This is a genomic window from Castellaniella hirudinis (genome assembly GCF_042651965.1).
GTDB classification, from domain to species: domain Bacteria; phylum Pseudomonadota; class Gammaproteobacteria; order Burkholderiales; family Burkholderiaceae_B; genus Castellaniella; species Castellaniella hirudinis.
Genome location: NZ_JBHSDY010000005.1, coordinates 342,175 through 361,198, shown reverse-complemented (window position 1 = coordinate 361,198; position 19,024 = coordinate 342,175). Strand labels below are relative to the sequence as shown.

Annotated in this window: 16 protein-coding genes; 8 read left to right on the top strand and 8 right to left on the bottom strand. The window is 66.5% G+C overall.

The window, feature by feature from the left end; translation table 11 throughout:
- Positions 1-79 precede the first annotated feature (79 nt).
- The 4 genes from ACFO0J_RS09915 to ACFO0J_RS09900 all read right to left on the bottom strand — a co-directional run bounded on the left by ACFO0J_RS09915 (position 80) and on the right by ACFO0J_RS09900 (position 5,011).
- The gene (locus ACFO0J_RS09915) at positions 80-1,681 is read right to left on the bottom strand and encodes an ABC transporter substrate-binding protein (RefSeq protein WP_376812902.1); all 1,602 of its coding nucleotides are present in this window, start codon (positions 1,679-1,681) and stop codon (positions 80-82) included.
- 274 nt (positions 1,682-1,955) lie between these two features.
- Positions 1,956-3,398: a YdgA family protein gene (locus ACFO0J_RS09910; RefSeq protein WP_376812901.1), complete on the bottom strand. Its 1,443-nt coding sequence runs from the start codon at positions 3,396-3,398 to the stop codon at positions 1,956-1,958.
- A 129-nt stretch (positions 3,399-3,527) separates the two neighbouring features.
- Complete coding sequence (gene ispH / locus ACFO0J_RS09905; RefSeq protein WP_376812995.1) at positions 3,528-4,517, bottom strand: 4-hydroxy-3-methylbut-2-enyl diphosphate reductase; 990 nt, start codon at positions 4,515-4,517, stop codon at positions 3,528-3,530.
- Between the two features lie 23 nt (positions 4,518-4,540).
- A complete protein-coding gene (locus ACFO0J_RS09900) occupies positions 4,541-5,011 on the bottom strand; it encodes an FKBP-type peptidyl-prolyl cis-trans isomerase (protein ID WP_376812900.1) in 471 nt (156 codons plus the stop codon).
- A gap of 81 nt (positions 5,012-5,092) precedes the next feature.
- Here ACFO0J_RS09900 and radC point away from each other — a divergent pair, with 81 nt between their 5' ends.
- From radC to ACFO0J_RS09880, 4 genes are all read left to right on the top strand, one after another.
- On the top strand, positions 5,093-5,770 hold the full coding sequence (gene radC, locus ACFO0J_RS09895; protein WP_376812899.1) for a RadC family protein: 678 nt from the start codon (positions 5,093-5,095) through the stop codon (positions 5,768-5,770).
- Between the two features lie 146 nt (positions 5,771-5,916).
- Positions 5,917-6,177: a type B 50S ribosomal protein L31 gene (locus tag ACFO0J_RS09890; RefSeq protein WP_376812898.1), complete on the top strand. Its 261-nt coding sequence runs from the start codon at positions 5,917-5,919 to the stop codon at positions 6,175-6,177.
- Positions 6,178-6,382: 205 nt separating this feature from the next.
- A complete protein-coding gene (locus ACFO0J_RS09885) occupies positions 6,383-8,128 on the top strand; it encodes an ArnT family glycosyltransferase (RefSeq protein WP_376812994.1) in 1,746 nt (581 codons plus the stop codon).
- A 66-nt stretch (positions 8,129-8,194) separates the two neighbouring features.
- Entirely contained in the window at positions 8,195-9,598 is a 1,404-nt protein-coding gene (locus ACFO0J_RS09880; protein WP_376812897.1) for an MATE family efflux transporter, read from the top strand.
- 39 nt (positions 9,599-9,637) lie between these two features.
- On the opposite strand, the gene ACFO0J_RS09875 is transcribed toward ACFO0J_RS09880, so the two are convergent.
- The 4 genes from ACFO0J_RS09875 to ACFO0J_RS09860 all read right to left on the bottom strand — a co-directional run bounded on the left by ACFO0J_RS09875 (position 9,638) and on the right by ACFO0J_RS09860 (position 14,343).
- A complete protein-coding gene (locus ACFO0J_RS09875; RefSeq protein WP_376812896.1) occupies positions 9,638-10,864 on the bottom strand; it encodes a quaternary amine ABC transporter ATP-binding protein in 1,227 nt (408 codons plus the stop codon).
- 1 nt (position 10,865) lies between these two features.
- Entirely contained in the window at positions 10,866-11,720 is an 855-nt protein-coding gene (locus tag ACFO0J_RS09870) for an ABC transporter permease (RefSeq protein ID WP_376812895.1), read from the bottom strand.
- 9 nt (positions 11,721-11,729) lie between these two features.
- The gene (locus ACFO0J_RS09865) at positions 11,730-12,785 is read right to left on the bottom strand and encodes an ABC transporter substrate-binding protein (RefSeq protein WP_376812894.1); all 1,056 of its coding nucleotides are present in this window, start codon (positions 12,783-12,785) and stop codon (positions 11,730-11,732) included.
- A gap of 346 nt (positions 12,786-13,131) precedes the next feature.
- Positions 13,132-14,343, bottom strand: a complete 1,212-nt coding sequence (locus tag ACFO0J_RS09860; RefSeq protein WP_376812993.1) for a class I SAM-dependent methyltransferase — start codon at positions 14,341-14,343, stop codon at positions 13,132-13,134.
- A gap of 155 nt (positions 14,344-14,498) precedes the next feature.
- On the opposite strand from ACFO0J_RS09860, the gene ACFO0J_RS09855 reads away from it, so the two are divergent.
- From ACFO0J_RS09855 to leuS, 4 genes are all read left to right on the top strand, one after another.
- Complete coding sequence (locus ACFO0J_RS09855) at positions 14,499-15,704, top strand: Bcr/CflA family multidrug efflux MFS transporter (protein WP_376812893.1); 1,206 nt, start codon at positions 14,499-14,501, stop codon at positions 15,702-15,704.
- Positions 15,705-15,768: 64 nt separating this feature from the next.
- Positions 15,769-16,005, top strand: coding sequence for a 50S ribosomal protein L28 (rpmB, locus tag ACFO0J_RS09850; protein ID WP_376812892.1), 237 nt, complete (start codon positions 15,769-15,771; stop codon positions 16,003-16,005).
- Positions 16,006-16,028: 23 nt separating this feature from the next.
- Positions 16,029-16,196, top strand: coding sequence for a 50S ribosomal protein L33 (gene rpmG / locus ACFO0J_RS09845; protein WP_301115899.1), 168 nt, complete (start codon positions 16,029-16,031; stop codon positions 16,194-16,196).
- 174 nt (positions 16,197-16,370) lie between these two features.
- Positions 16,371-19,022, top strand: a complete 2,652-nt coding sequence (leuS, locus tag ACFO0J_RS09840; RefSeq protein WP_376812891.1) for a leucine--tRNA ligase — start codon at positions 16,371-16,373, stop codon at positions 19,020-19,022.
- Positions 19,023-19,024: the final 2 nt, after the last annotated feature.

Genomic DNA, 19,024 nt, shown 5'->3' with positions numbered 1-19,024 from the left:
AAATGAAGAATGTGACGAGCCGCGCCCCGGCGGGCCTGCGAGGCAGGGGCCGGGGCGCGGATCGTGGGTCGGCGGCGACTTACTTGCCGAGGCTGACGTGGTCGAAGATGTGGCGGCCCACGGGCGAGATCTTGAAGCCCTGGACGTCCTTGCGCAGGGGTTCGAACACCGTGGAGTGCGCGATCATGACGGCCGGGGCCTGCTCATGCATCACGACCTGGGCCTGCTTGTAGAGCTCGACGCGCTTGGCGTGGTCGGCCGTGGCGCGGGCCGGCTGGATCAGGTCCTCGAAGGGCTGGTAGCACCAGCGGGAATAGTTGGAACCGTCCTTGGCCGCCGCGCAGCTGAACAGCGTCGCCAGGAAGTTGTCCGGGTCGCCGTTGTCGCCCGTCCAGCCGATCAGCATGGCCTGGTGCTCGCCGGACTTGGTGCGCTTCAGGTATTCGCCCCATTCGTAGGTGACGATCTTGGCCTTGACGCCGATCTTGGCCCAATCGGCCTGGATCATCTCGGCCATGCGCCGCGCGTTGGGGTTGTAGGGGCGCTGCACCGGCATGGCCCACAGGTCGGTCTCGAAACCGTCCGGGTAGCCCGCCTCGGCCAGCAAGGCCTTGGCCTTGGCCGCGTCGTACGGCCAGTCCTGGACGGCGTCGTTATAGCCCCACATCGTCGGCGGCAGGAGGTTCTTGGCCGGCTGGCCCGCGCCCTGGAAGACGGCGGCGATGATGGCGGGCTTGTCGATGGCCATGGACAGGGCCTGGCGCACGCGCACGTCGGTGTAGGGCTTCTTTTCGGTGTTGAAGGACAGGTAACCGACGTTCAGGCCGGCCTGCTCCAGCAACTGGATGTCCTTGTTCTTGCGCATCGATTCCAGATCGGCCGGATTCGGGTACGGCATGGACTGGCATTCGTTCTTCTGCAGCTTGGCGTAGCGCACCGAGGCATCGGGCGTGATGGCGAACACCAAACGGTCGACCTTGGCCTTGTCGCCCCAGTAGGCGCCGAACGCCTTGTACAGGATGCGCGCGTCCTTCTGGTAGGTGCTGAACTCGAACGGACCGGTGCCGATCGGATCGGTGTCGACCTTGGTCGGGGTGTTGGCCTTCATCATGGCATCGGCGTATTCGGCCGACTGGATGGACGCGAAATCCATGGCCAGATTGGCGATGAACGGGGCTTCGGGGCGGTTCAGGACGAAGCGCACGGTATGGTCGTCGACCTTCTCGATGCGGTCGATGAGCTTGCCCATGCCCATGTCGTTGAAGTACTGGTAGGAACCGTTCGAGACCTTGTGGTAGGGGTGGTCGGCGTTCTTCTGGCGCAGAAACGAAAACAGCACGTCATCGGCGTTGAAGTCGCGACTGGGCTTGAACAGTTTGCTGGAGTGGAATTTCACACCCTTGCGCAGGTGGAAGGTATAGGTCTTGCCGTCTTCGCTGACGTCCCAGGATTCGGCCAGGCCCGGCTCGGTTTCCGTGGTGCCGGCCTTGAACGAAACCAGGCGGTCGAAGATCGGATGGGTCGCGTCGTTGGTCGTGCCCGCCGTGAAGAACGCCGCGTTGAAGCCCTCGGGCGAACCTTCTGAACAGTAAACGTAGGTCGTGGTGGCGGCCTGCGCGGTCGCCATGGCCATGGACACCAGGGCCAGGCCCAGCGTCCGCGTGAAGATCTTGTTCATCATTACCTCTTTGGATGTGACCACGAGTGGCGGAAAACCTGAGGTCAGCAGCGGATCACGCTGCTGCCGCAAATTTTTCGAAACATAGCATGAAAGGCTACGCGCACTCCACCATCCGGGCATCCTGAATTACCCGGATGGCGATTCACGCAATTAATGGACCACCCCCACGCTGCGCAGCCTTCGGCCGCTTGCTGCCCCCCGAGGGGGCGCTTTTCGCCTTGGGGCGGCCCGGCGGCGAAAAGGCCTTCTTGCAGGCCGCTTGTCTATGAAAGACTTATTCTCCAATCCCCGCCAGATCGCCGAATTGCGCGATGAACTCGGCCGGCGACATGGTCTGGCCGTTGACCGAGACCTGCCCGTCAGCATAGCGGTAGTCGGCGGTGACGGCGTCGCCCTGGCGCTTGATCAGACCCTGGCGCTCGTACTGGCCGAGGTACTGGTCGAACAGCATGCTGACCAGCGCGACGGCCATGTCGGGATTCTCCGTGCCGGCGTCCACGCCCTTCACCTGCGACAGTTGGCGCACGACCTGCAACACCATGGGCTTGGACACGCTCATCTGCAGGGACAACTGGCGGATGGCGCTTTCGATCAGCCCGCCCACGTCCAGGTCTTCACCCTCGGCCGCCGCCTTGAATTCGGCCAGGGCCTTGAATTCGCTGGCGCCCTGCGGGGTTTCCCAACGCAGGCCGTCGAGCCCCAGGCGCGGACCGGCCGCCAGCACGGGCTTGACCAGCTTGATCAAGCGATCCTGGTCCTGTTCGGACAGGTCCTCGTCAGTCTCACCCATCTGTTCCAGCGCGGCGGCCAGGGCCTGGAAGGCCGGCACGTCGAGGTGCTCGGCCGACAGCGCCAGCGTGATCCGGCCCAGATCCTGGCTGTCGACCTTCACCTGGCCCAGGTCGTAGTGCTGGCGGTTGTCCATCAGACTGCCGGTGCGCGCGGTATCCGAGCGCAGCGACGGCCCGACGAACGCCACGGGCGGCACATCGGGCACTTCGATCAGAATCTGCCCGAACGTCGCCTGCTGGCTCGATTGCAGATCGGACTCGCCGCTCTGGGTGGTGGTGCCGCCGAAGTCCAGGCCCTCGAAGCGCACGCGGACGCCGGAATCCTCACTGGAGATCGCCAGTTGGTCGATACGCCCGGACACGGTCGTCGCGCGCGTCGCGGCAGCGTAGTCGATCTTCACCAGGCCGCCACTGAAGTCCATCTGGCCATCGGCCAGCTTGACCGGCGCCAGACGCCAATTCGAGGCGACCCCGCCGTCGAAGCCGATCCGGGACTCCAGGGTCCAGGGCGCCGTGCCGGCCGGCAGCGCGTCGAACCAGGGCTGCCACACGCCGCCCGGCAGGGGTTCGATCAGGCTCAGCGCCGCCACGGGCCGCCATTCGCCCTGCTGCACGGCCGTCCAGGGCCAGGGGCCGTGCTGCAGCACGTCATGCAGACCCAGCGTCTGCTCCTTGCCTTCGTCGTCGCGAAATTCCAGGCCGTAGCGGATGTCCGAATTGAACACGCCCCGCTGGTACGCCTGAATCTTCAGCACGGGCCGCGGGTCGGCGGAGGTCCATTGGGCCGCGATTTCTTTGTTGGCCTGGTCCACCCAGGTTTCGATGCGGTCCTGGGCCGTGCGTCCGGCGTACCAGGAGGCGCCGGTATAGGCGAGGGCCAGGGCGGCCACCAGGCCGGCAGCGGTCTTCATGGAGCGTGAGCTCATCGGGGATTGTCTCCATCAGTGCGCCCGGAGGCGCTGTTACATAGTTGAATCGATTCGACGGTGCGCGACAGCAAACAGCGCGCCCTGGGCACGCGCATGCGACCCGATCCGCTGAATCCGGTTTTCAGGTCATTCTGCGCGTTTGCGGGACAGCTCGCGGGGCAAGGGGAAGGAAACCTGCTCGCGCACCCCATCCAGTGGCCGCACGGAGCGTACGCCCAGTGTCTTCAGACGATCAATCACCTGCTGCACCAGGATTTCAGGCGCAGAGGCCCCGGCGGTCACACCGACGCGACGGGCCCCCTGCAGCCAGGCCGGGTCGATCATGTCGGGATGGTCCAGCAGGTAGGCGGTCACGCCTTTGCGCTCGGCAACCTCGCGCAGGCGGTTGGAATTGGAGCTGTTCGGGCTGCCCACCACCAGCACCAGATCGCATTGCGGCGCCATGACGCGCACGGCATCCTGGCGGTTCTGCGTGGCGTAGCAGATATCGCTTTTCTTGGGTTCGGCGATCCCGGGAAAGCGCACGCGCAGGGCATCGGCCACCTGGGCGGCGTCATCGATGGACAGCGTGGTCTGGGTCACGAACGCCAGATGTCCGGGATCGCGCACCTGCAGCGCCTGGACGTCTTCGACCGATTCGACCAGATACATGCCGTCGTCGGCCTGACCCAGCGTGCCTTCGACCTCCGGGTGGCCCCGGTGGCCGATCATGATGACCTCGCGGCCTTCTTTGCGCATGCGAGCGACCTCGACGTGGACCTTGGTCACCAGCGGGCAGGTGGCGTCGAAGATGCGCTGGCTGCGCTGATCGGCCTCGTTGCGCACCGCGCGCGAGACGCCGTGCGCGGAGAAGATCACGATCGCGTCCGCCGGGGCGTCTTCGAGCTCGTCGATGAAGATGGCGCCCTTGGCGCGCAGGTCCTCGACCACGTAGCGGTTGTGCACGATCTCGTGGCGCACGTAGATCGGCGCGCCGTGGATCTCCAGGGCGCGTTCGACGATTTCGATGGCCCGGTCCACGCCGGCGCAAAAGCCGCGCGGCTGGGCCAGGACGATTTCGGCGCCCGAGGCTGCGTCACCGCCGGTCGGTGCGCTCGGCTGATCGGTGTCGTTCACAGGGAGATCGCTCACAGTATTGCTCATAGCACCCCCAGAATCTTGATTTCGACCTGCAGGTCGATGCCTGCCAGGGGATGGTTGAAGTCGAACAGGGCCGCGTCGTCCCGCAGGGTCTTGAGCACGCCGGAATAGCGGCCGCCGTTGGGGGCCACGAATTCGACCATGTCGCCCGCCTCGAATTCGGTGTCCGGCGGGGCGTTGCGCGTCATCTCGTCGCGCCCGACCCAACGCAGCAGGTCCGGATTGCGCTCGCCATAGGCCTGGGCAGCAGGCAGGTCCGCCGTGAACTGCTCGCCCTCGGGACGATCGAGCAGCAGGGACTCGATCCCCGGCGCCCACTGGCCGATGCCCATCTGCAGGGTCGCGGGCCGATCCAGGAAGGTATCGACAAAGACGGTCCCGGCTCCGGGACCCGTCAACAGTTCGATGCGGTAGTGCAGCGTGACATAAGAGTCCGGTCGGACGTGCTGCGCGGCGTGAGTTGAAGTCAAAATGCCACCGTGAAGAATTTGAATGCAAACCAGGGAACCACTTGAATAAATAGCGGTTTCCCAACCATTTTAAGGCCTATCATGCCGCAAGACATCCGATCTCCCGGTTTCGAACGTCCCCGCGAACGCCTGCTGCGGCACGGCGCCCAGGCGCTGACCTCCGCCGAGCTGCTGGCCGTGCTGCTGCGCACCGGGACGCGCGGCTGTTCCGCCGTCGACATGGGCCACCGGATGATCGAGCATTTCGGCGGACTGCGCCGCCTGCTGACGGCAGACCCTCCGGCCCTGCTGGCCTTTCCGGGCATGGGCGCGGCCAAGACCTGCGAACTGCTGGCGGTGCAGGAACTGAGCCGCCGCGCACTCGAAGAACCGCTGCGCAACGGCCGCGCCCTGAGCCAGCCCGACCGGGTCAAGCAATTCTGCGCGATGCGCCTGGCGCATCTGCGGGTGGAGCACTGCATCGCCCTGTTCCTGGACAGCCAGCTGCAACTGATCGAATGCAGCGAGGTTGCACGCGGCACGCTGTCGCACGCCTCGGTCTACCCTCGCGAAGTCGTCAAGGCCGCCCTGGGTCACCACGCCGCCGCCCTGATCCTGGCCCACAACCACCCTTCGGGCCTGGCCGAACCCAGCCCGGCCGACATCACCCTGACGCGCCAGTTGAAACAGGCCCTGGCCCTGGTGGACATACGCCTGCTGGACCACCTGATCGTCGGCGCGACCGAGGTTACGTCTTTGGCGGAGCGGGGGCAGGTATAACTGGACCATCCCCCGTCTCTCGTAGTAGAATGGTGGGCTTATCTTGGATACGTTGCCAGGATTCTGATGCAGACCGGCTTTTTTAAAAGCGACTGCTTGCATCCATCCGGCTGGCGACCCCTAATCACCCACCCACGGACTTCATCATGAAAGAAGGCATCCACCCCGAATACCGCGAGGTCGTGTTCCTCGACCTGCAGACCGGCAACAAGTTCATCTCGCGTTCCTCGCTGAATTCGCGCGAAACGACTGAGATCGACGGCAAGACCTACCCGCTGTTCAAGTGCGACGTGACTTCGGAATCGCATCCCTTCTACACCGGCGCCCAGACCCGCATCGTCGAAACCGGCCGCGTGGAAAAGTTCCGCGCCCGCTTCGCCCGCACTGCTGGCACCGTCAAGAAGTAAGGACCCCCACGCTGCGCAAGCTGGCGCTTGCTTGCTGCCCCCCAAGGGGGCGCTTTTTGCCTTGGGGCGGCCCGGCGGCAAAAAACATGCTAAGTGACGCCATCTTTCCGTAGCAGGAGTCGCTCTAAAAGGCAGCCGTCAGGCTGCCTTTTTCATTTAACATGGGCGCATCTCCCCGCCCCCTTTTCCTGGTGCTTCCCCGGTGCTGTCTCAAGACCTGCGATCGACGCCCGCCCGCCTGACAGCCACGGCGGCCGCCAAACTGCCCCGGCTGTTCCTGCTGTGCGTCGGCCTGGTCTACATCCTGGCCGGCCTGTTCTATCGCGACCCCTGGAAGACAGACGACGTCACCGGTCTGGCGACCATGCTCACGGCCCTGTCGGGGCAAGAGCACGCCTGGCTGCTGCCCCAGGTGGGGCATCTGGCCCAGGCCCAGGACGGGCCGCTGGCCACCTGGGTCGGCGCCGCCTGCATCTGGGCGCTGCGCCCCGTGTTCGAACTGTTCTACAGCCCCCTGAACGCGGCCATCATCGCCTCGCGCGTGCCCAATCTGCTGTGGTTCGCCCTGCTCACGGGCTCGGTCTGGTACGGCACCTATCTGCTGGGCCGGCGCCCGGAATCCCAGCCGCTGGCGCTGCCCTTTGGCGGCGAGCCCAAGCCCCAGGACTACGGCCGCATGCTGGCCGACGCCGCCCTGCTGCTGATCGTGGCCACGGTCGGCATCGTCTGGCGCATGCACGAGACATCCGAGGTCCCGGCCCTGATCGCCTGCCAGGCCCTGGCCTTCTACGCCGTGGCCCGCATGCTGGACCACCCGGTGTCGGGCGCCGTCACCCTGGGCATCGCCGTCGGGCTGGCCTTTCTGGCGCGCGGCTGGCTGGGTTGCCTGCCGCTGATCCTGGCCGCGCCCGTCGCCTTCCTGCCGGGCGGCGCCCTGGCGGGCGAGCGCAAATGGCTGGCCGTCAGCGCGCTGATCGCGGCCGCGATGATCCTGCTCTGGTGGATACCCGCCCGGACCTTCGGCCCGTACTGGACCGAAAGCTGGCTGATCTGGACGAGCCGCGTCTTCGCCTGGCCCGGCGCCCGCGCCTGGGGCAGCATTCTGCGTGACCTGCCCTGGTTCCTGTGGCCGACCTGGCCTCTGGCGTTGCTGGCGCTGTGGCGCTGGCGCGGCTGGTTCAGCGCGCCCCACATCGGCATTCCGCTGGGCTTCGCCGCCGGAGCGCTGCTGACGCTGCTGGCCAGCGCCGATCCCTTCGAGCCCGAATACGCCACCCTGGCCGTGCCCAGCGCGATCCTGGCGGCCTTCGCCCTGCCGACGCTGCGGCGCGGCGTGGTCAACACCCTGGACTGGTTCGCGGTGATGTGCTTTTCGCTGACGGCCGCCACGGTGTGGCTGGGCTGGGTGGCCCTGCAAGCCGGCTGGCCCGCCCAGATCGCCGCCAACATCACCCGCCAGACCGGCGGCTTCGAGCCCCACGTCGCCTGGCCCGCCACGACCTTTGCCGTGCTGGGCACGCTGGCCTGGATCGCGCTGGTGCGCTGGCGCCTGCGCAGCCATCCGGCCGGCCTGTGGCGCGGCACGGCGCTGTCGGCCGGCGGCCTGATCACCACCTGGCTGCTGCTGGCGACGCTGTGGATGCCCGCGCTCGATTACGTGCGCAGCTACCGCGACGTCTCGGCTTCGCTGGCCGCCGCGCTGGATCGCTACCGCCAGCCGGGCGAATGCGTCCGCACCCAGGGTCTGGGCAGCGGCCAGCGCGCGTCCTTCCTGGTGTTCAACGGCATCGAATTCAGCTTTGACGGCAACTGCCCCCTGCTGCTGCAACAGATCAGTCCCCGCAGCCTGGCATCGGGCGAGGCCTGGCTGGCCGACCATCCCGCGCTCTGGGAAGGCCGCCGCGAGCCCGACCGCCACGAAATGTTCCGCCTGCTGCGCCTGAAGCCCTGATCGGCGCCTGAAACGCCCGCCGGCGGCTGAATCCCCTGTTTCTCCTTTGACCCGTCTACGCACTCCATGACCGCCGCATCACACGCCGGCCGGCCCGCCGCCCCCTGGCGCACCATCCTGCAACAGGCCTGGCCGATTCTGGTCAGTTCCTGGGCCGGCATCATCTTCGCCGTCCTGGACACGGCCATGGTGGGCCACACCAGCGCCGCCGACCTGCAAGCCATGTCGCTAGGCGCCTCGGTCTACATCACGATCTTCGTCGGCCTGATGGGCGTGGTGCATGCCCTGATCCCGATCATCGCCCAGCACTTCGGCGCCGGCCGCCTGCACGAGGCCGGCCGGATCTGGGGCCAGGGCATCTGGCTGGCGCTGATCCTGTCGGCCCTGGGCGGCGCCAGCCTGCTGTTTCCCGACGCCTGGCTCAGCCTGTCCGGCGACGTCGAGCCCGAAGTCCGCCGGCGGGTGGCGGGATACCTGATCGCCCTGGCCCTGGCCCTGCCCTCGGCCCTGCTGTTTCGCACGATCTACGCCACCTCGACGGCCATTTCCCACACCCGCGAAGTCATGGCGATCAACGTCGGCAGCGTCGCCTTCAAGCTGCTGTTCAACGTCTGGTTCATCTTCGGCGGCCTGGGCCTGCCGGCGATGGGCGCCGTGGGCGCGGGGATTTCCACCCTGGTGGTGGACTGGATGATGCTCGCCGCCGGCTGGTGGATGATCCGCCGCCGCCCGGCTTTTCGCGCCCTGTCCCTGCGGCTGGGCCGCCCGCGCTGGGCCGACCAGAAGGAACTGCTGCGCCTGGGGCTTCCCATGGGCGGGTCCTACCTGATCGAGGTCTGCGCCTTCAGCTTCATGGCGCTGCTGATCGCCCGCGACGGCTTGTACGTCAGCGGCGCCCAGCAGATCCTGGCCAATCTGATCGCCTTGTCCTACATGCTGCCGATGTCGCTCAGTCTGGCCACCGCCTCGCTCACGGCGCAGGCCGTGGGCGCGCGCGATCCGGCTTTGGCCAAGCGCACGGGGATGAGCGGGATCGGGCTGGTGGCGCTGGGCGCGCTGCTGACCGGCGTGATCCTGATCACGGGCCGGGACGCCATCGTGCGCGCCTACACGGACGAAATCCAGGTGGCGGTGATTGCGCTGACGCTGCTGCAGATCGCGCCCTGGTTTCACTTCTGGGATGCCATGCATTGCATCGGCGCCTACATCCTGCGCGCCTACAAGATCGCCGTGGTGCCGCTGATCCTGCAGATCTCCGCGCTGACCGGGCTGGGCCTGGTGGGCGGCTGGTGGGCGGGCTACGGCCCGGCGGCGGGAATGCTGGCGCCGGTGGCGCACCGGCTGATGCCGGGCGCCCCGGTCGGCGCCGCCACCATGTGGATCATGGCCATGGCCGGGCTGTTGCTCTCCGCCCTGCTGCTGTTCGCCTGGTACGGTCACGTGCTGCGGCGGCAGGCGCGCAGCGCCTGAGCGCCTGCCCGTCGGGCCACAACGGCCCGCCCTCCTGTCTCAGGCGGCGTGCCCGGCCGGCTCAGGCTCCGGGCTTGCTTCGTCCGGCCCGGCGGCCGTCGTCGTGACCAGCTCCACCACCTTGCTGCGCGACAACAGGCCGATGAACTCGCCCTGCTCGCCCGTCACCGCCAGCGGCTCGGGGGTGCGCAGCAGCCGCGCCAGGACTTCGTCCAGCCCGGCCGAGGCCGGCACGGACGCCATGTCGCTGAGATGACGGGAAATATCGCGGGCGCCTTCCTGGACGGCGCGCTGCGCGTCGTCCCGCATCAGCACCCCGGCCAGGCGCTTGCCGTCCAGCACGGCGACGTAGTCGTAGTCCCGCGAGGCCAGGCGCTCCAGCGCATGCGCCGGCAGCGTGCGCATGGTCAGCGTCAGCGGCCGTTCGTTGACGGCATGGGACGCGTTCAGGACCTTGCCCCGGTTCACATCCTGCAGGAAGGACTCGATGTAGTCGTTGGCCGGCGAGAGCAGGATGTCCTCGGGCGTGCCTTCCTGGATCAGCTCGCCGTCCTTGAGGATGGCGATCCGGTTGCCCAGGCGCAGGGCCTCGTCCAGATCGTGGGTGATGAAGACGATGGTCTTGTTCAGCTTGGCCTGCAGGGCCAGCAACTGGTCCTGCATCTCGTGGCGGATGAGCGGATCCAGGGCGGAAAACGCCTCGTCCATCAGCAGGATCTCGGCATCCGTGGCCAGCGCCCGGGCCAGGCCCACGCGCTGCTGCATGCCGCCCGACAACTGGTGGGGATACTGGGCCTCGAAGCCGGACAGGCCGACCTGATCCAGCCAGTGGCGCGCACGCTCGTTGCGCTCGTCGCGGCGCACGCCCTGCACCGCCAGCCCGTAGGCGGCGTTGTCCAGCACCGTGCGGTGCGGCAGCAGGCCGAAACGCTGGAACACCATGCTCATCTTGTTCTGGCGGAAGTGTTCCAGTTCGCGCGGCTTGAGGCTGACCACGTCCACCCCGTCGACCAGGATCTGCCCGGCGCTGGGCTCGATCAGGCGGTTGAAGTGCCGGATCAGCGTCGATTTGCCGGACCCGGACAGGCCCATGATGACGTGGATGTGGCCTTCTTCGATGGACAGGCTGATGTCGCGCAGGCCCAGGGTGTGGCCGCTGCGTTCCAGCAGGGCTTCCTTGGACAGGCCCTCGCGGGCGGCGGTCAGCCAGCGGTCCGGGTGCGGACCGAAGATCTTGTAGATGTTGCGGACTTCGATCTTGCTCATCTCAATTCCCCCTGACCTGCCAGCGGCGGCCGAAACGCTGGGTGATACGGTCGAAGATGATCGCCAGGATCACGATCCCCAGGCCGGCCATCAGGCCGCGCCCGACCTGCAGGCGGTTGATGCCCTGCAGGACCTCGTAACCCAGGCCGCGCACACCGATCATGGAGGCGATCACCACCATGGCCAGCGCCATCATGGTGGTCTGGTTGATGCCCGCCATGATGTTGGGCAGCGCCAGCGGCAACTGCACGCCGAAGAGCTGGCGGCTGCGGCTGGCGCCAAAGGCGCGCGAGGCCTCCAGCACTTCCGTGTCCACCAGGCGGATGCCCAGGTCGGTCAGCCGGATGACGGGCGGTACGGCATAGATCACCGTGGCGAACAGCGCCGCCAGCTTGCCCAGGTTGAACAGCATGACCACCGGAATCAGGTAGACGAAGCTGGGCATGGTCTGCATCACGTCCAGGATCGGCAACATCACGGCGCGCACCCAGCGGAAGCTGGCCATGGCAATCCCCACGGGAATCCCGATGACCACCGAAAACGCCACCGCCACGATCATCAGCGACAGCGTCTGCATGGCGGCTTCCCAGAGGCCGATGGCCCCGATCAGGCAGACCAGCGCGCCCATGGCGACACTGAAGCGCCAGGTGCGGCTGCTCAGCCAGGCCAGCCCCATGATGACGGCCACGACCGCCCACCACGGCGAATGCCGCAGCAGGTTGTCGGACCAGACCAGCAGATCCAGCAAAGGCTGGGTCAGCGCCCGCAGCACGTCGGCATACTCGTTGATCAGCCCATTGACGAAGGCGTCAATGGGCCGCTGCAGATCCCGGGCTGCAATCAGTTCAGGAAACATGGGGCCTCCTTACAGGGCGGCCTTGACACGCTCCGTCACGTCGGCCGGCAGCCATCCGCTCCAGATGGCTTCCTGATTCTTCAGGAACCACATCGCCGTGGGCTGGGGCTCGGCTTCGTTTTTCTCCATATAGGCCATGGTCTGGTTCATGACCTCCAGGGGCACCTTGACCTTGGAGAGAAATTCGGTCAGCTTCGGGGCGTCCTGGGTGAACTTCGTGGCGACCGCCGTGAACACCGGGTTTTCAGGATAGTCGGACGCCTGGGGATTGTCGCAGTTCGGGTCGGTCAGGCATTTTTGCTTGGCCGCGTCGTAGGGCGGCAGTTCCAGCTTGACCAGATCCATGGAACCCACCAGCGGGGTCGGATACCAGTAGTAGAAGACCACGTTTTCCTTGCGCTGATAGGCCGCCGTCAAAGCCGCCTTCTGGGTCGCGCCGGTGCCGGGCGAGAACAGCGTGAAGGTATCGCCCAGGCCCAAGGCCTTGAACAGGTTGGTGCTGACGACTTCGCAGCCCCAGCCCGCCGGGCAGCCGTAGAAGCGGCCCTTGGACGGTTCTTCCGGGTCCTTGAAATCGTCCTTGAATTTCGGCAGATCGGCGGCCTTCTTCAGTTCGGGCAGGCGCTCGGCCGTGTATTTGGGGATGAACCAGGCTTCGCCGCCCATGTAGATGTCGCCGATGCGCTTGACCTTGCCGGTGGCTTCGGCCTTGGTCCAGGGTTCCAGGGTGCTGTTCAGCCAGATCTCGCTGTTGACGTCCAGGTCGCCGCGTTCGAGCGCAGCCAGGGCCGGCAGGGTTTCCGTCGGCAGGACTTCGGATTCGCAGCCGTAGCCGTGCTGGGCGATGAAGCGTTCGACTTCGACCAGAACCAGGTTGGATTCCCAGTTCATGCCGCCAAAGCGCACGGTGCGATCGAGTTCGCATTTCGGCGCATCGGCCGCCTGGGAGACGGACGGAGCCAGCGACAGGCCCGCCAGCGCCGCCGACAGGGCGAGGCCCAGCACGGTACGGGACAGACGGGGGGAACGGGTCGCGACGTGCGACGGAGAAACGGAGATAGACATAGATGCCTCCTTTGGGTTACGGAGACGCCGGACACACACGACGAGGCCGACGCCATAGCTTAGGGGAGGGTGTGCGGAAGACGACCGCGGGCCGCCAATACATACCAGCACTGCAGGCGCGAAGCGCCCTGGACAGACAGGGCCGTGAAAAACCAGTAACGGGCGCTGTCAGAATTGATAAAAATACTACCGAAGATCGACTAGTTTACACGCAAGATGCATGAAAATAAAGCATATTGGTGAAAACCCGGCTGTGCGGACAGGAAAATCGCATGCTTCGGCGACCCGCAAAAAGACCCCGGAAGCCCGCATGCAAGGGGCTCCCGGAGTCCGGCGGAAAGCCGGTTCAGCGGTCGCGATAAATATAATCCCGCCGCCAGGGATAGGCCTGCCCGGCCGGGTAGTCCAGTTCGTCGGAGCGCCCCGTCGGCTGGGGCTGGGCGACGATCTGATGCAAGGCGATCCAACCGTGCTCGAAGCCCATCGCGCAGCCCGCCAGATACATGCGGTAGGCCCGCAGAGACCGCTCGCCCTGGGGCGTGTTCAGGATGGCGCGGGCCTCGTCCAGGCGGGATTCCAGGGCATCGCTCCAGGCCCAGAGCGTGCGCGCATAGTGCGGCCGCAGATTTTCGACGTCCAGGTCTTCCAGCCCGGCCTCGGCCAGGGTCTGCTGCACATAATGAATGTGGGACAGCTCACCGCCGGGAAAGATGAATTTCTCGATGAAATCCCCCATGCCGGCGCCCAGTTCGCTATTGTCCAGCCCGCCCGCCGTGATGCCGTGATTCAGGATCAGCCCGCCGGGCCGAACCAGCCGGCGCAGCTTGGAAAAATAGCCGGTCAACTGGGCTCGGCCGACGTGCTCGAACATGCCGACCGAGGCGATCTTGTCGTAGGGCCGGGACTCGTCCAGCTTGCGATAATCCAGCAATTCCATGCGCACGCGCCCGGACAGCCCCTTTTCCTGGATCAGGCGGTTGACGTAGGCGTGCTGATTGTTCGACAGGGTGATGCCGGTGACATCGGCGTCATAGTGTTCCGCCGCCCACAGCATCAGGCCGCCCCAGCCGCCGCCGACATCCAGGAAACGCTCGCCCGGCTTCAGGGCCAGCTTGCGGCAGATGTGGTCGAGCTTGGCTTCCTGGGCCTGGGCGATGGTGAAATCCGGTTCGCGGTAGTAGGCGCAGGAATACACCCGGCGCGGGTCCAGCCACAGGGCGTAGAAGTCGTCCGACAGGTCGTAGTGGAATTCGATCTGCCGCGCATCGCGCTCGATCGAATGGCGCCAGACCGACACCAGCCGCTTCACCAGGCTGGTCAGCCAGCCCGAGCGGGCCAGATCGACCGGCGATCCGGGCAGGATGCCCGCCGCCAGCCGCATCAGGTCCTGCATGGAGCCGTCGAATTCGAACTTGCCCTCGACATAGTCCTCGCCCAGGACGCCGACCTCGCCCGCCGCGAAATGCGCCAGGACGGCGGCATCGCGCACCCGCAGGCAAATCGCGGCGTCGGCGGCGCCGACCTTCTGCCCGTCCGGCAGTTCCATGGAAACCGGCATCGGCAGTGCGCCAAGCTTGTTCTCGATGATGGATGCGATCGCAGTCAACTAGAGCCTCCCTCAGTCATGTACAAGACCTTGTTATAGTAGAGCGCCAATCCCCCCGGCTTCAAGCACCCCGCGCCGGCGCCTCGCCTGCCCCGCCCTCCGCACCCATGGTTTCCCGTTCCTCCTCGCTGTCGCTGCCCCCCTGGCTGATCCTGATGGGCGCGCTCGCCGCCATCGGCCCCCTGGCCATCGATATGTACCTGCCCGCCTTCGGCGCCATGGCGCGCGACCTGGGCGTGCATCAGGGACAAGTCGAACGCACCCTGGCCAGCTACCTGCTGGGCCTGGCCCTGGCCCAACTGGCCTACGGCCCGCTGGCCGACCGCTACGGCCGCAAGCCGCCGCTGCTGCTCGGCCTGGCGCTGTTCTCGATCGCCTCCATCGCCTGCGCGCTGAGCCGGGACATCGACCACCTGATCCTGTGGCGCGTGGTCCAGGCCTTCGGCGGCGCCGCCGGCATGGTGATCCCCCGCGCCGTGATTCGCGACCATCTGGACACCCGCGAAGCCGCCCAGGCCCTGTCCCTGCTGATGCTGGTGATGGGCGTGATGCCCATTCTGGCGCCCCTGCTGGGCGGCCAGGCGGTGACGCTGGGCTCCTGGCGCACCGTGTTCTATCTGATGAGCCTGGCGGGCGTCGGCCTGTGGCTGGCCGTGGCCCTGCGCATGCGCGAATCCCTGGACCCGGCGCGGCGCTCGCCGCTGGCCGTCGGCGCCATCGCCGGCCAGTTCCGCCGGCTGCTGACCCACCGGGGATTCATGCGCTACACCCTGGCGGGCGGCTTCGGCTCGGCCGGCCTGTTCGCCTATATCTCCGGCTCGCCCCAGGTCTTCATCACGATCTACGGCATCGACCCGCGCTGGTTCGGCCTGCTGTTCGGCCTGAACGCCGCCTCGCTGATCTTCGCCTCGCAGGTCAGCGCGCGCCTGCTGAACCGCCACCCGCCGATCCGCCTGCTGGCCCGCGCCCAGGGCACGCTGGTGCTGATGACGCTGTGCGCCCTGGCGCTGACCCTGCTGGACTGGATCACCCTGCCCCTGCTGATGCTGTGCCTGATGGGTTTCATGGCCAGCCAGGGCTTCGTCGGCCCCAACGCCGCCGCCCTGGCCCTGGCGGAACAGGGCGGACGCCTGGGCGTGGCCTCGGCGCTGATGGGCGCGCTGCAGATGCTCTGCGGCGCTCTGGCCGGCTTCGCCGTCAGCGCCTGGCACACCGATACCCCCCTGCCGCTGACCGCCGTGCTGGCGTTCTGCGCGACCCTGTCGTGGTTTTTCGGCCGCACTGCCCAGGGCCCCAAACAAACACCCGCTTGATTTACTGGGCGATTTCAGTATAGAATCCAAGGCTTTCCCGATATACATACACAGAGGTGAGACCATGGCACGCGTATGCCAAGTAACCGGCAAAGGCCCGATGGTGGGCAACAACGTCTCGCACGCGAACAATAAAACCAAGCGTCGTTTCCTGCCCAACCTGCAATCGCGCCGGTTCTGGGTCGAATCTGAAAACCGTTGGGTGCGCCTGCGCGTATCCACCCAGGCCCTGCGCACCATCGACAAGAACGGCATCGACGCCGTTCTGGCCGATCTGCGTGCCCGTGGCGAACTGGCCTGATCGGCCGCGCATAGGAGCACATCATGGCTAAAGGCATCCGCGAGAAAATCAAGCTCGAATCCACGGCTGGCACCGGTCACTTCTACACGACCACGAAAAACAAGCGCAACATGCCGGAAAAAATGCTGATCAAGAAATTTGATCCGGTCGCGCGCAAGCACGTCGAGTACAAGGAAACCAAGCTGCGTTGATCCGGGATCGCCTCTCCCGGACCGTCTCACCGGTTTCCAGAAAATCCCCGCCTTCGAGCGGGGATTTTTCTTTGCGCAGTCCCATGACCCACGACCCTCTATAATGTTGGGCTTGGCTGGCCGGCTCTGTCGGCCCAGCCACCCCGACATCATTCTCATTTCCCAGACAGATCCATGCAGGAACGCTACCTCCCGAACCAGGTCGAAACCGAAGCCCAGGCCCACTGGCGCGCGGGCGACGTCTACCGCGTCACTGAACACGCCGTCGGCGCCGACGGTTCGCCCAAGCCCAAGTTCTACGCCTGCTCGATGCTGCCCTACCCCAGCGGCAAGCTGCACATGGGTCACGTGCGCAACTACACCATCAACGACATGATGACCCGCCAGTTGCGCATGCGCGGATACAACGTCCTGATGCCCATGGGTTGGGACGCCTTCGGCATGCCGGCGGAAAACGCCGCCATGAAGTCCGGCGTGCCCCCGGCCAAGTGGACCTACGACAACATCGCCTACATGAAAAAGCAGATGCAGGCGATGGGGCTGGCGATCGACTGGTCGCGCGAAATGTGCGCCTGCGATCCGTCCTACTACAAATGGAACCAGTGGCTGTTCCTGAAGATGCTGGAAAAAGGCATCGCCTACCGCAAGACCCAGACCGTCAACTGGGACCCGGTCGACCAGACCGTGCTGGCCAATGAACAGGTCATCGACGGCCGCGGCTGGCGCTCCGGCGCACCGGTGGAAAAACGCGAGATCCCCGGCTACTACCTGCGCATCACCGATTACGCGGGCGAACTGCTCGACACCCTGGAAGACGGCCTGCCCGGCTGGCCCGAACGCGTGCGCCTGATGCAGGAAAACTGGATCGGCAAGAGCGAGGGCGTGCGCTTCGCCTTCCGCCACGACATCCGCGACGCGAGCGGCGCCCTGATCCAGGACGGCCTGATGCACGTCTTCACGACGCGCGCCGACACCATCATGGGCGTCACCTTCTGCGCCGTGGCGCCGGAACACCCGCTGGCCGCGCACGCCGCGCAAGGCAATCCCGAACTGGCCGCTTTCATCGAAGCCTGCAAACAGGGCGGCACCACCGAGGCCGAACTGGCCACGCGCGAAAAAGAAGGCCTGCCCACCGGCCTGTCCGTCACCCACCCCCTGACGGGCGAAGCGGTCCCCGTCTGGGTCGGCAACTACGTCCTCATGAGCTACGGCGACGGCGCCGTCATGGGCGTGCCTGCGCACGACGAACGCGACTTCGCCTTTGCGCGCAAATACGGCCTGGCCATCCGCCAGGTCGTCGCCGCCGAAGGCAAGACCTATTCCACCGAAGCCTGGCAGGACTGGTACGGCGACAAGCAGATCGGCCGCACGATCCAGTCCGGCAAGTACGACGGCCTGACCACCCCCGAGGCCGTCCAGGCCGTCGCCGCCGACCTCGCGGCCCAGGGCCTGGGCGAGCTGCGCACCACCTGGCGCCTGCGCGACTGGGGCATTTCCCGCCAGCGCTACTGGGGCACCCCGATCCCCATCATCCACTGCGCCGACTGCGGCCCGGTGCCGGTCCCCGAACAAGACCTGCCCGTGGTGCTGCCCGACGACCTGGTGCCCGACGGCACCGGCAACCCCCTGGCCAAGCACGAAGGCTTTCTGTCCTGCCGCTGCCCGTCCTGCGGCAAGCCGGCGCGGCGCGAAACCGACACCATGGACACCTTCATCGATTCGTCCTGGTATTTCATGCGCTACACCTCGCCGGGCAACGACCAGGCCATGGTGGATGCCCGCAACGATTACTGGATGCCGATGGACCAGTACATCGGCGGCATCGAGCACGCCGTGCTGCACTTGCTGTACGCGCGCTTCTGGACGCGGGTGATGCGCGACCTGGGCATGCTGAAGTTTTCCGAGCCCTTCACGAAACTGCTGTGCCAGGGCATGGTGCTCAACCACATCTATTCGCGCAAGAACGAACGCGGCGGCATCGAATACTTCTGGCCCGATCAGGTCGAAAACCTGACCGACGACAAGGGCGGCATCACCGGCGCCCGCCTGAAATCGGACGGCTCGATGATCGACTACGGCGGCATCGGCACCATGTCCAAGTCCAAGAACAACGGCGTCGATCCGCAATCGCTGATCGACGGCATGGGCGCGGACACCGCCCGCCTGTTCGTGATGTTCGCCAGTCCCCCGGAACAGACCCTGGAATGGTCGGACTCCGGCGTGGACGGCGCGCACCGCTTCCTGCGCCGCCTGTGGGCTTTCTGCCACGGCCACCACGACGCCATCCGCGCCGACGCCGCAACCCCCGTTGACGGAGCCGCGCTGGACGAGGCCGCCGCCGGCCTGCGCCGCCAGATCCACGGACTGCTGCGCCAGGCGGACTACGACTACCAGCGCATCCAGTACAACACCGTGGTCTCCACGGCCATGAAGATGCTCAACACGCTGGAATCGGCCGTCCAGGCGGGCGTGTCCGGCCCGGCCCTGGCCGAGTCCGCCTCCATCCTGCTGCGCGTCCTGTACCCGGTGGTGCCGCACGTCACCTGGCAGTTGTGGCGCGAGCTGGGCCTGGCCGACGCGCTGGGCGATCTGCTGGACGCGCCCTGGCCCCAGGTGGACGAAGCCGCCCTGCGGGCCGACACGGTCGAACTGGTGCTGCAGATCAACGGCAAGGTCCGCGGACAGTTGAGCGTGCCCCAGGAAGCCGACAAGTCCGCCATCGAGGCCCTGGCCCGCGTGCACGAAGCCGTCGGCCGTTTCCTCGAAGGCCGCGACCCCAAGCGGGTCGTGGTCGTGCCGGGCCGGCTGGTCAACGTCGTCGGATAAGG

Coding starts and splice junctions, on each gene's coding strand:
- ACFO0J_RS09915 (WP_376812902.1), bottom strand. CDS start 1,681: ATGATGAACAAGATCTTCACGCGGACGCTGGGCCTGGCCCTGGTGTCC.
- ACFO0J_RS09910 (WP_376812901.1), bottom strand. CDS start 3,398: ATGAGCTCACGCTCCATGAAGACCGCTGCCGGCCTGGTGGCCGCCCTG.
- radC (WP_376812899.1), top strand. CDS start 5,093: ATGCCGCAAGACATCCGATCTCCCGGTTTCGAACGTCCCCGCGAACGC.
- ACFO0J_RS09890 (WP_376812898.1), top strand. CDS start 5,917: ATGAAAGAAGGCATCCACCCCGAATACCGCGAGGTCGTGTTCCTCGAC.
- ACFO0J_RS09880 (WP_376812897.1), top strand. CDS start 8,195: ATGACCGCCGCATCACACGCCGGCCGGCCCGCCGCCCCCTGGCGCACC.
- ACFO0J_RS09875 (WP_376812896.1), bottom strand. CDS start 10,864: ATGAGCAAGATCGAAGTCCGCAACATCTACAAGATCTTCGGTCCGCAC.
- ACFO0J_RS09870 (WP_376812895.1), bottom strand. CDS start 11,720: ATGTTTCCTGAACTGATTGCAGCCCGGGATCTGCAGCGGCCCATTGAC.
- ACFO0J_RS09865 (WP_376812894.1), bottom strand. CDS start 12,785: ATGTCTATCTCCGTTTCTCCGTCGCACGTCGCGACCCGTTCCCCCCGT.
- ACFO0J_RS09860 (WP_376812993.1), bottom strand. CDS start 14,343: ATGCCGGTTTCCATGGAACTGCCGGACGGGCAGAAGGTCGGCGCCGCC.
- ACFO0J_RS09855 (WP_376812893.1), top strand. CDS start 14,499: ATGGTTTCCCGTTCCTCCTCGCTGTCGCTGCCCCCCTGGCTGATCCTG.
- rpmB (WP_376812892.1), top strand. CDS start 15,769: ATGGCACGCGTATGCCAAGTAACCGGCAAAGGCCCGATGGTGGGCAAC.
- rpmG (WP_301115899.1), top strand. CDS start 16,029: ATGGCTAAAGGCATCCGCGAGAAAATCAAGCTCGAATCCACGGCTGGC.
- leuS (WP_376812891.1), top strand. CDS start 16,371: ATGCAGGAACGCTACCTCCCGAACCAGGTCGAAACCGAAGCCCAGGCC.